7 protein-coding genes are annotated in these 12,687 nt (G+C 50.8%); 5 read left to right on the forward strand and 2 right to left on the reverse strand.

The window, feature by feature from the left end; genetic code table 11:
• Complete coding sequence (locus CFB04_RS14455; RefSeq protein ID WP_088535997.1) at positions 1-879, forward strand: SPASM domain-containing protein; 879 nt, start codon at positions 1-3, stop codon at positions 877-879.
• A 96-nt stretch (positions 880-975) separates the two neighbouring features.
• Positions 976-1,281 (forward strand): hypothetical protein, encoded by a 306-nt coding sequence (locus CFB04_RS14460; RefSeq protein ID WP_088535999.1) that lies wholly within the window; start codon positions 976-978, stop codon positions 1,279-1,281.
• Positions 1,282-1,298: 17 nt separating this feature from the next.
• Here the strand turns inward: CFB04_RS14460 and CFB04_RS14465 are convergent, their stop codons facing one another.
• A complete protein-coding gene (locus CFB04_RS14465) occupies positions 1,299-2,459 on the reverse strand; it encodes a GGDEF domain-containing protein (RefSeq protein ID WP_088536001.1) in 1,161 nt (386 codons plus the stop codon).
• Between the two features lie 445 nt (positions 2,460-2,904).
• The gene (locus CFB04_RS14470) at positions 2,905-4,224 is read right to left on the reverse strand and encodes a hypothetical protein (protein WP_088536003.1); all 1,320 of its coding nucleotides are present in this window, start codon (positions 4,222-4,224) and stop codon (positions 2,905-2,907) included.
• 159 nt (positions 4,225-4,383) lie between these two features.
• Here CFB04_RS14470 and CFB04_RS14475 point away from each other — a divergent pair, with 159 nt between their 5' ends.
• The 3 genes from CFB04_RS14475 (at position 4,384) to CFB04_RS14485 (ending at position 12,679) form a co-directional block, all read left to right on the forward strand.
• Positions 4,384-5,163 (forward strand): type IV toxin-antitoxin system AbiEi family antitoxin, encoded by a 780-nt coding sequence (locus tag CFB04_RS14475; RefSeq protein WP_088536005.1) that lies wholly within the window; start codon positions 4,384-4,386, stop codon positions 5,161-5,163.
• Positions 5,164-5,285: 122 nt separating this feature from the next.
• Positions 5,286-8,561: a helicase-related protein gene (locus tag CFB04_RS14480; protein ID WP_088536007.1), complete on the forward strand. Its 3,276-nt coding sequence runs from the start codon at positions 5,286-5,288 to the stop codon at positions 8,559-8,561.
• Positions 8,558-12,679, forward strand: coding sequence for a DUF6577 family protein (locus CFB04_RS14485; RefSeq protein WP_088536010.1), 4,122 nt, complete (start codon positions 8,558-8,560; stop codon positions 12,677-12,679). The genes CFB04_RS14480 and CFB04_RS14485 overlap by 4 nt, the downstream gene beginning before the upstream one ends.
• The last annotated feature ends 8 nt before the right edge of the window (positions 12,680-12,687 follow it).

The raw sequence follows: 12,687 nt of genomic DNA on the forward strand, positions 1-12,687 counted from the left end.
ATGTTCGAGTTGAAGGTGCCGATCAGGCTTTACTGGGATTTACCCAGGGCAGAAGAGGGTATGGATCCGGCGGCGGTATGTTTCGACATCCTCAGGCTGAAAATACTGAGTCTCAACATCGATGCCGGATCTGCCTTATCTTCCTGCAAGAACCTACTTCAATGCCTTGGCGACACAGGCCTCTCCGTTACGATCGCGCTGGATATCCTTGAGGCTGCATCGCGCACAGAAGAAATCAAAACGCTGAAAGTAAAGTCGGTCCTGGTGAAGGTCGATTCGTTTGAGCAATTGCAGGTATTCCGCGCTTGGCCCCATCCTTTGGGGATTCAGTATGAAGTGACCATGAGCAACTGGCGTGAGCTGCCGATGGTTCTCGCCTTCTGCGCCGGGAACGGAATACGCCAACTTGTTCTCCCCATGCAGCGACTCCTTCCCGACCTGTCGGTATCGTGTTTCCACCTCACGCACGAAGAGAAAATCGAGCTGGCCGCATCCCTGGGCCAAATTTCTTCCCCCACTTTGAACATCACGATCCACGACCCGTTTCTCTGGAAGATTTTCTTTCCCTCACGTCCCTTTCCTGATGGAGGCTGCCAGGCGGCCAACACCATGCTCTACATCGCCCCAGGCGGGGAGGTCTTTCCCTGTCCCACCCTTCCGATCTCGCTCGGGAACCTGCGAAACTCCTCTCTGTATGACATTGTTTTTTCGGAGGCGAAGATACATACCAGAGGCCGGATCATGTCGTCCCCCGGCGGTTGCATAGGGTGTGGCGAGCTTTCTTCTTGCAAAGGAGGCTGTCGCGGAAGGGCCCTGGTATTGACCGAATCTCTTGATGGTGCAGATCCCGGTTGTGATTGCTTGCCGGTTTTCTCATGAGAGCTAAAGGAAGACATTCCGGTGCCGATTAGTACACTCAAGCAGGACGTTGGCTGGTGAAGTAAAGCTAGCCGGCAATCCACCTTGGGACTGTCCATGACAAGCGAGCATTCAATTCAGGAAAGCGTCATCAGTTTTTTTGAGTCAGAGTTCACCGACCTGAAGAAAAGGCTGAGGGAAGGGGAGTTGAGTGATTTTAAAGAGAGGGTCGTGGTCAGCCAGAAGCTAAGCGAGGCTGTCAAACTTCTGTCACCCTACGTGCGCACTGAGTGGCGGGCACGCCGTGTGGTTCGGGAGGGGGAACGACTCAGGGCAGAGCTTCTATCGGTAGGTAATATGATCAGGCAGAAACCGCTTCCCCTCCTTATGGTGTGTCTTGCGTCGCAGTTTGCGACCCCGTAATGTTCTTGCAGTTCCTTTTACTCCCTTACTTGAAACTCAGGCTGTAGCTGGGCATACCGTAGCTTCGTCGGAGCCGGCTTCTTGACCAGTTCCACCGATTTCGCTGCGTAGACGCACGTCCGGTTCTTACCGCTTTTTTTCGCACGGTAAAGCGCCTGGTCGGCACGGCGGACGAGGTCGCTGGACGGCTTCGCTGCATCTGCAGCGTACGCTATGCCTATACTTGCAGTCAGACGCACAAGTCTGTCGTTGAAGACGAAGGTGGTTTCAGAAAGTTTTGTCCGCAGCCGTTTCGCGATCATGAAAGCTATGGAAGAGGTGGTCGTAGGCAACATAACCGCAAATTCCTCTCCCCCATACCGTGCTACGAGATCCGAGCCGCGGCAGTTGTCCCGGAGGATCTTGCCGAAGCGTGCAAGCACCTGATCACCGGCCTGGTGGCCGTAGGTGTCGTTTATCTGTTTGAAATCGTCCAGATCGATCATAAGAAGCGAAACGGGCATCAACTCTCCTCGTCTTGCTTCGATATCCAGCATCTCGTCGAAAGCTCTGCGATTGAAAAGACCTGTCAGCCCGTCGCGCATTGCAAGTTCCTTGAGTTTGCTATGTTCAAGGGCGTTTTTCAATGCGTGGGAAAAGTTTTCACGCAGGTTCGTGAGGAAACTGGCAGAGAAGCTTGCGCTGCTTCCTTCGTCGAAATAGATTATTAGTGAGCCTAGTTCTTCCGGCAGCTGTAGCGCGTGGCGGCGACACCGGATTTCCCCGTCCGCGGAACAGATCATGCTGAGGCTCGCGAGGCCTTTGAAGTACTCCGCGACCCATTGATCTTCAGATGCAGGGAGAGTTGGGTCGATGGATTTATCTTTGCCTACTCCGGGAGAATATATCAGCGGCTGGGAGAGCAGTTTCGGAGAGAGGGCGAAGACGATCCGCAGGTATGGAACGTAATCGTAGAGCCACCTTGATGCTATTGCGCATATATCACCGGGATCCAGGGTGGCACTGATCGCTCCCATGAATCGGCCGAGAAATACGGCTTCGTTCAGTTGCTGCTTAAGGTCGGCGATATCGGCAACTTCCCATTCATCCTGATCCTGCTGTTGAAAAGCTGGTCTGGCGGCCGATTCTGCGTAAGGTTCGGCTCCCATCTGTATCCCCTCCCTTAAGTTGCGTTTCATGAATTATTCGGCAACGAGCTCAATGCAACTTCTTTGCCATCCATGGTTATTAGTGGGGGGGAATCCTGAGGGTGCTTGATTTGGAGCCGGAACGAGTATGTAACGAAGAGGTGGGGTCAAAAAACTGACGAAAGCTTTTAAAGAGAAATTGACGAAGCCTTATGGCTTGAGCAGAGGCGTTAGTAACAAAAAGCCCCCGCGTCGGTATGCGGAGGCTTGATTTTACTGGTGCCAGGGACGATATCGAACCGATTGTGTAACAATATGATATGTAACATAAAGAAATTGCGTATGTGTCGTCGATACCTCCAAAAATACCTCAAAAAGATATTTTGACCGTGTCTTTAATGGGGTCTGAGTTGAACCCATCAACTCCACATTATTGAAAAAGTGCGGAGTTAATGGGTCGACTCACTGCATCCCAAGACCCTTTATTTATCCCGATTCACCAAAAATTGCTACTATTTCCCGCAGTTCTTTCCTCCGGTGTCTTCCAAGCTGCAAGCCATTGCAATGCGTCGGTACTGTCGATCATCGTTCGCGCCAGCGCCAGGCGTTCCAGGACAGCGGCTTTCTGCTCCTCCTCCAGATTGACAGCTCGGCGCTCAACATCGGCAAAAAACTCCTCGACCCTCTTTGCCTTGGCCCAAGCCTTGATGATGTCGGACAATTCATCCCGACTGTCCTTGCTAGCTTCGACCCGCCGGCGTTCGGCGTCTTCCAGTGCCTGTTTCGCTTTCTCCTCCTCCCATCGTTTTCGCTCGATCTCGCGTTGCTGCTCAAGCTGTTGTCTCTGAATTTCTGCCTTGCGTTCAGCTTCTTCAACCTGTTTGGCAATCGAAGCGGATGTAACTTCTAGTTCTTTTATGATCGCGTGAAGTTTACTTGGGAAATCCCCCGCCTTTGCTTCCTGCCATTGCCTCGCCCATTGCGTCCCTGGATATGGCGAATACGCCTGAATGCATAGCCTGCCGCTCGGCATGTCACGTGTGGACGTCCACGAGTACGATCGTGCAGCTCTTTTCAACTGCTGCGGGGTAAGGTCAGTAACCTTTATGTACTCTCCATCAATGTGCCGCACCTCCACATACTCGGTCATCTCGTAGACGGTAAGCCCTATGGCTACGCTGCCGATGAACACCAGGGTAGGCCGTGACGGAGACCATAGATCAGAATTGTGGTTATCACCTCTCTTCTTTTCACGCTCGTCGATCATGCGACGCCATAGGCGCTGCCCGTGCGGAGAAAATTTTACCTGATGCCCGTGTGCCTCAAGATCCAGATAGAGTTCGTTTGCCACATCAATGGTGCGACTTGCCATTTCCTTGGATGTGATTATATCCGGAAGGAGCCTTTTGATGGGCCTGATGAACGGGTTGAAGTAAGATTCTCGTCCTTCATTCAGACGTTCCTGAAAGCCCACAAGCAGCGAATGGAGTGCCGGAAGCTCACTGCGCTTCCGGCGTTTGATTTTTGGTGGCTTATATTCAAACTTTAACGGCGCCCGTCTCGCTTCGCCATCTCGCGCCCATTCCAGTTCGTCCCCCGGACTGGCAGCTGGCAACGGTGGTTTCTTGGGGCGTTTGCCGGTCGCATACATCGCCCAGTAGCCCCTTTGTGGCCGAGGGACCTTCAGTCGAGTGCAGATTCGGGCAAGAAAACTCGATGAAACCTTGTACTTCAGTGCGACAGTAGTCATCGGCTCCGCCCATACCTCTTCATACAACTGGTCCCGGCTGACTCGGGTGTCTTTTGTTTTGTCCATAGCAGTCCCTATCGATACAGAATATAACCTGCTTGAAATATAGGATTCTCTTCGTAGTCAGTCAAATGCTCGATGAACATCATTTCATATTGATTGTTTGCAAATAAAAGCAACACATGCTATTTTATGCGCGAAATTCAAAGAGGTTAGAGATGGCGTATGTATCTTGGTCTGGTCGATAGTTTAGCAGCGGAGGGCCGCTCTTGTTTCACCTATCAGGAGTTCCTCAAGCTGTCCGGTTCTTCTGAGGTTGCGGTCAAATCTGCCCTGCATCGCCTGCTGAAAAAGGGCGAAATAGCAATGCCGTACCGCGGCTTCTACGTAATTCTTCTCCCGATGCACCGAAGCGTAGGTTGTGTGCCACCAGCCCAGTTTATCCCAGATCTCATGGAGCATTTGGGAGAGGTCTATTATGCCGGTCTCTTGAGTGCAGCAGAATATCATGGGGCGGCACATCAGCGGCCGCAGATCTTTCAAGTTATGGTGGCAAAGGTCCGCAGGCCGATAACCTGTGGCAATATCAGGGTTCAGTTTGTTTATCGGAAAAATGCAGCAGCAATCCCCACTGAGTTTCGTAACACCACTGCCGGTACGATAAAAGTATCAACGCCCGAGGCAACCGCTCTCGACGTGGTCGGTTATGTTAGCCATTGCGCCGGCCTGGATAATGTTGCAACCATTTTGATCGAGCTGGCTGAATGCATCGATCCCAAGCGCCTTGTCGAAGTTGCCGAACTATCCCCAGTGTCATATGCACAGAGGCTTGGCTACCTGCTGGAGCTGCTTGGCGAAAAGGACAAGGTCGTTCAGCTTGCTGAATATGTTCGGAAGAAGTGCCCGGTGCCAACTGCGCTACTACCAAGACTAAGCATCAAGGGGGCGGCAAAAGATAGGCAATGGCAGGTTTACATAAATACAACGATCGAACCAGATATTTGAGCCCTTGTGCAATCTGCTGAGACATTATCTGACACATACCCATGTTATTATAGATCGCATTTATCTCGCGGGATAATACTCGCTTCGTCTAACATTTTAATCAGAGTTCAGAAGGAAAGCGCATGTCTACACGCTTTTTTACAAACGCCGGCGACAATACCCTGCTCAATAAATTCAAGGGCATTTTCGAACATAACCGGGACATACAATTTTTTGATGCGCTGGTAGGCTTTCTGCGTGCGTCCGGGTATTTTTCAATCCGCCCGTTTCTGCAACATGTTCCCAATATCCGCATTCTTGTCGGAATCAACGTTGATACAATCATTTCTGACTACCAAAAGCAGGGGCTGCTGTTTCATCCCGACTTGGATCGGGCTGTGGAGGAGTTTCGCAAAACACTGCGCAGTGACATCCAGGAGTCTCGCTATTCCAGCGAGGTGGAAGACGGCATCGTTCAATTTGTGGATGATGTGGTTTCCAAGAAACTGGAGATCCGTGCTCACCCTTCCAAGCGGCTGCACGCCAAGATTTACATTTTCCGGCCGCAAGGTTTCAATGAACACAAGGCCGGAGCGGTCATAACCGGCTCATCAAACTTGACTGATGCCGGTCTCGGCACGAAAGAAGCTTCCAGGAACTATGAATTCAATGTACTGCTGAACACATTTGATGATGTTCAGTTTGCCACCCAGGAGTTTGAAACGCTCTGGCAGGAGGGGGTGTCGATCCTGCCGAGAGATGTTTCCAAGGTCAAAGAGGAGTCTTATCTTCGTTCCGATCTGACTCCATTCGAGCTGTACATCAAATTTCTGACAGAGTATTTCGGGTCGGCCATTGAGTTCGACCCCAACGCAATTGAAGATCTTCCGGACGGATTCAAACGGCTTTCCTACCAGGGAGATGCCGTTAAACAGGGCTTTGACCTGCTGCAGAAGCACAACGGCTTTTTTCTTGCCGATGTTGTCGGTCTAGGCAAAACAATTATCGCCGTCCTGATCGCCAGGAAATTCTACTTTCACAACGGTTTCCCCGAGCACCGCTCCCACACGCTTATCATTGTTCCGCCTGCACTGAAGGACTCTTGGGAGAAAACCCTGGAGAAGTTCCGTCTGGATAACTATAAGCTGGTCTCCAACGGTAGTCTGCACAAGCTGACCCATCCGGAAAAATACGACCTCGTCATCATCGATGAGGCCCACAAGTTCCGTAACGACACTGCCGATGCCTATGACCTGCTTCAGCGGATATGCAAGACACCGACGAAGCGCCGCTTGAAGGATGATACTTTGGCGAAGAAGAAGGTAATCCTTGTTTCGGCAACACCGCTCAACAACCGTCCTGCAGATATCCGCAACCTCATCCTGCTTTTCCAGGACGGCAAAGACTCTTCTCTGGAAATCGGCAACCTGCAGCGCTTCTTCAACCAGCGAATCAAGGAATACGAAAACGCACTGCGGAACCTTGACGCCAGCGCTGCCCGGCATGAGGTAAAGCGCATTTACGATCTCATCCGGGAAAAGGTGGTGACGCATCTGACCGTCCGCCGCACCAGGACCGATCTCGTCGATGCCGCGGATTACAAGAAGGACCTGGACGAACAGGGGATCATCTTTCCTAAGGTGGAGAAGCCGCACAAGATTCTATACAAGCTGGAGCCGGAGCTGGAAAGGCTTTACGACCAGACTGCAAAGATCCTGGTGACTGATCTTGCCTATAACCGCTACCGCGCCATCGGGTTCCTGAAACCTGACAAGAAGCTGAAGTACCAGAATGCTGACCGGATTTCCGCCCAGTTGGCCAACATCATGAAGACCCTGCTGATCAAGAGACTGGACAGCAGCTTTCATGCCTTCAGGGAATCGCTCCGGCGCTTTAAGGAAGCGACATGGGCGATGGTCAGTATGTTCGAGAGCGGGACCATCTACATCGCCCCCAATCTTGACGTTTCAACCTATATTCTCGAAGGACGCGAAGACGAGCTTGTTGCCAAGATTGCCGAGAAGCGGGACACTGACCCGACTATTGAAATATGCACTCCCGATGATTTCCGTGATGACTTTCTGCCAAATCTGCAGCGGGATTACGAGATACTTGATGCCCTTACCAAACAGTGGCTCAGGGTACAGACCGACCCCAAGCTGGACGAGTTCCTGGTCTATCTTCGCGGTGAGCTGTTTGAGCGGCGTATCAACCACGGCGGCAAGCTGGTGGTATTTTCAGAAGCGAAAGAGACCACCGACTATCTGAAGAAAGAGCTGGCGAAGCATGGCTTTGACAAGGTCCTCACCATTGATTCCCATAACCGGAAGGAGCGGATGCCGGCAGTCCGGGCAAACTTCGACGCCAACCTCCCCCTTGATCAGCAGGTCAATGAATTCAATATTCTCCTGTCCACCGAGGTTCTGGCTGAGGGGGTGAACCTCCACCAGGCCAATGTTATAATCAACTACGATACCCCCTGGAACTCAACCCGGCTCATGCAACGGATTGGCAGGGTGAACCGCATCGGTACGACTGCCCCGAAAATCCATATCTACAACTTCTATCCCACGGCCAAAGTGGACAACGATCTCGAATTGCAGAAAAAGGCGATCATGAAGCTCCAGGCCTTTCATTCGGCCCTCGGTGAGGACAGCCAGATATATTCAGAGGACGAGGAGTTTGAAACCTTCGGTCTGTTTGACAAGGATATTCAGGAAGAAAAGGATGAGCGGCTTACCCTGCTGATGGAGTTGAGACGTTTCAAAAGGGATAACCCGGAAAAGTTCCGCCGTATCCGCAATCTTCCCCTGCGAGCCAGGACAGGCAGGTCCGTGGCGGTTCTGGACAGTAAGACGGTCACCTTTATTCGTAACCAGAAGCGTGACGCGTTTTACGCTATTGGCCCAATTGACGAGATTGAGGAGTTGAGCTTTCTGGAAACTGCACGAATATATCGCGCAACAGTTGATGAGCCGCTCCAGCCGCTTCACGAGCGCCACCACGACCATGTGAACCTAGCCATGCTGGATTTCGCTGACAAACTGCAGGCGGAAGCGGTGCAGCACAAAGTGGTGGACACCACCCAAGGACCAAACGAACGCAAGGCGCTAGCGTACCTCGATGCTTTTCTCAAATTGCCCTTCATCAGCGATGTTGAGAAGAAACGCATTCATGCTGCCAAGCATGCCGTCAAACTAGCTAAATTCGCCAAACTACAGCGGGGGGTGAATGACCTTTTCAAGAGTCAGAGCAAGACCAAGTTGACGCCGGTTACGCTGCTCGACAAGCTGATGGAGATTCTCGACCGTTATCCGCTGGATGACGAATTTGAAAACGCAGCCTTGCCGCTGTTTGATGTCCAGACCATCGGGGAGCTCAAACCTGAAATCATCATATCGGAGTCATTCTCTTCATGAATCATATCGAGCTGAAACAACTGCTGCAGCAACCTTACGATCGCGCTGCCTGGCAGGCGATACTGCGGGAAACGTTTCCCAATGTCTCCATCCTGGCCCAGCCCCATGCTGTCCTCTGTGAGAACAAGGATGTGGCATCGTTTCTGGAACTGGGGAGCGTCCGGCTGCACGACGATAAAAAACTGGCGATCTTTGAAGTTGCCTTGACCCCCAAGAAGAAAATCCAGCGTAACCGGGTGGAGCTGCGCAACCTGGTTGCCAGGTACATTGATCAGGAGAACAACCACGGTGTGCTGGTCATCTTCACCGGCCAGAACGAAGATTATCGCTTCACCTTCACTGCCAAAGAGTCGGAGTTCAATGACGACGGCGAGTTTGTCGAACGGCAGACCGCCACCAAGCGCTTCACCTACTTGCTCGGCCCCCACGAGACCTGCACCACCGCGGCACGACGACTGAGTCAACTTGCCGAAAAGCAGGATAGGGCAACTCTAACCGATGTCGTTGATGCGTTCTCGGTGGAAAAGCTCAACAAGGAGTTCTTCAATCTCTACAAGGAGCATTACACCACCTTTGTTAATCACCTATTGGCTGGCACGGCTCCGCAACAGGTCTTTGGAATTCCCCGCATGGCGGATGACAAAGAACAGGACAAGGCGAACAAGCCGGTACGTGACTTTGCCAAGCGCCTGCTGGGCCGCCTTGTTTTTCTCCACTTCATACAGAAGAAAGGGTGGCTCGGTTGTCCTGCCGACCGCACCGATTGGATCAACGGCGAACGGGACTTTGTGCGCAACCTTTTCCTGTCCTGTCCAGACAAGGAAAAATTCTACTCCATCAGGCTTGTGCCGCTCTTCTTCGAAGCCCTCAATCGTCCCGACCGCCCCAATGCCATTTTTGCAGTTACCGGCACACGCGTACCGTACCTGAACGGTGGTCTGTTCGAGCATGAAAAGTTGCCGAACGACCATAAGCCGCTGCCAGTGGAAAAGCTTGATTTCCCTGCCACGCTTTTTGAACAACTACTGGAATTCTTCGGTCAGTACAACTTCACCATCGATGAAAATGATCCGGATGATCACGAGGTCGGCATTGATCCAGAGATGCTGGGCCACATCTTTGAAAACCTGTTGGAGGATAATAAGGACAAAGGGGCTTTCTACACTCCTAAGGCCATTGTCCAGTATATGTGTCAGCAGAGCCTGATCCACTACCTGCAGCAGCACCTGGGAGAGCGGGATGAGTTGGTACAGCTAGTCCGCTTCAAAGATGCTGGTTCTGCGACGGATAAGAACAATTGGGTACGTCAGAATGCAAAGCGCATAGAAGAACTGCTCGACCGCCTGAAGATTTGTGATCCGGCCATTGGCTCCGGCGCCTTTCCAATCGGCCTGCTACAGGAAATCTACTGGATCAAACTGACCCTCGACTGGACACTGGACCCGGCAGAAACCAAGCTGAAAATCATTCAGAACTCCATCTATGGGGTGGATATCGATGCCGGCGCGGTGGAGATCGCCCGCCTTCGTTTCTGGCTGTCGCTGATCGTGGATGAGGACGAGCCCCGCCCGCTCCCTAACCTGGATTACAAGATCATGCAGGGGGACTCACTGCTGGAGTCGTTTGAGGGGATTCCGCTGGATAACCTGCAACAATCAAAAGGTTTCAAGGTGGAAGTGTTTTCAAAACAGGGCCAGGGACAGATGTTTCCCGGGGATCTGCTGGAATTTACGCAATCGCATGAGAGCAACGCCAGGGCTAAAGAAATCTCCTCTTTAATAAACAAGTATTTTGACGTGACCAATCCGACCGAGAAGCAGGAACTACACAAACAAATTGATCGCTTCGTGTTGGATCACATTGATTACAACCTGCAGATACAGGAAGAGAAGTTCAGTGATGAGCTTCAGTTGCGCAAAGCAGAGATCAAGCGCAAGGCCGGACTTGTTAAGGGGTGGAAGCCTGCCAAGAAGGATGAACAGAGGCTTGCAGCGCTTGAGGATGGCCTGAAATCAATTACCCTGAAAAAGGAAAAATTGCAGGAATTGGAAGAAAAGCCGGAACGTCCCTATTTCCTCTGGCATCTGTTCTTTCAGGATGTGTTTGAGCAGGGTGGGTTTGACATATTCATTGCAAATCCCCCTTATGTAAGACATGAAACCATTAGCCATTATCGTGGAAACCTTGACCATTATGAAACAGCTGCCAGCAGGGCCGATCTTTTCGTCTTTTTTTACGAACGTGCAGTAAAGTTGCTTAAAGAAAATGGCATACTAACTTTCATAAGTTCCAATAAATATTATCGATCAGCCTATGGAGAGAAGCTGCGAGGCTTTCTAGGACAACAACTCACAATTAATGAACTCATTGATTTTGGGGATGCTCCGGTTTTTGATGCCATTGCTTATGCCTCAATAATTATCGGCTCTCGCCAATCTCCCGCAGAAAACCACACTCTTCGTGCCTATGCCTGGGACAAGGGTGATCAGTTAAATCGCATAGCAGAAATTGTAGCAAATAGAGGATTTGAAATATCTCAGCAATCAATGCGTTCGGACGGCTGGCATTTGGAGTCTCAAGAATCGTTGAAGCTATTAGAAACTCTAACAAAGAGGGGTACCCCTCTCTCAAGTTACGTTAAGGGTAGTTTGTATCGAGGCATTATCACTGGATATAATGAGGCCTTTGTTTTAGACAGCATCACGAGAGATACTCTGATTGCTGAAGACCCAAAATCTGCGGAGCTTATCAAACCATGGTTGCGCGGGCGAGATGTAAAGCGATGGAATGTTTCATGGGCACAACTCTATGTAATTGCCTTTCCATTCGGCTTTCACGAAAACCTCAATAATTATCCGGCAATTCTTAAGCATCTGAAGAAACACGAAAAGAAGCTTAAAGAACGTGGTCAATGTACTTCTTCAAGAGGAGGCAAAGGTGAAGGCCAACATCACTGGCTGGAGTTGGATAACAATCCGAAGCCTTCCTACCTTCAAGAATTTACCAAACCCAAAGTGATCATTCCTGCAATCGAGCGTCAGTGCGCTTTTGCTTACGATGATGAAGGGTACTATAGCAACGACAAGACAAGTATTTGCGCCTCTGAGGAAGCTCTTTTCCTTTGCTCAGTGCTGAATTCTTCAGTCATCTGGTGGATTATTCAGCAAACTGCTGCAAGCAAACAAAATGGCTATTTTGAGTTTAAACCCATGTATGTCGCGCCACTGCCCATTCCTGATGCTTCAAAGGCAGACAAAGATCGCCTTGAAGTTCTTGCACAACAAGCAAGGAAAACAACTGGTCCTCAGCTCGATTTAATAGAAAGGGAGATTAACTCCATTGTTTACCGACTGTTCAAGCTGCTTCCAGATGAAATTGCCATAATTGAACAGAAACCAACTTCATTCAGCATTGACCACAAGTCTGCTTTGATTACCCGGATTCTTCCTGCTCTCAAAGAAAAACACTCCTATTTCTCTCTCTCGGCAGTCAAACAAACCCTGGCTGATGCCGAAATCGAACTGGCTGACGATACCCTCCGTGAATACATGAGCGACGCCATGTCCTCCGGTATTGTTTCTGATGCCGGACGTGGCTGGTACAGCCACCATACAAAACCGGTCAATCTTGATCCTAAGCCGGTCGCGAAGATAATCCGGGCAGTGAAGAAAGCATTTCCGCTCCTTGATTTCTGCTGCTGGTCCACGGTCCAGTTCAATCCCTTTGCCCTCCACCTTATCGCCCAACCGACTATTTTCCTTTACGCCGAGGGTGACACCCTGAACAGCGTGGCCGAAACCCTGAAAGAGAATGGTTGGGATGCATGGGCCGATCCCGGCAAGAGTGAAGTTGAGCGCTACATCAAACCGGGAGACAGGACGGTGATCTTGCGTCCCTCAATACAAAAGCAACCGGAAAGTAAAGACCAGGTAGCTCCAATCGAAAAGGCTCTAATTGACCTTAAGATCGAAGCCTCAAAGCTTCACCTGATGGATTCTACCGAAGTCCAACGAATTGTCGATGCTGTGCTCAGATCTGGATTGCTGCAAGTTACTGCTTTTCTTGGTTATTCAGAGGCGAAGAGAGAAAAAGTAGAAAGCGTGGAATTGGCCCACTAATTCCCCAC

Source organism: Geobacter sp. DSM 9736, assembly GCF_900187405.1.
Classification (GTDB): Bacteria; Desulfobacterota; Desulfuromonadia; order Geobacterales; family Geobacteraceae; genus DSM-9736.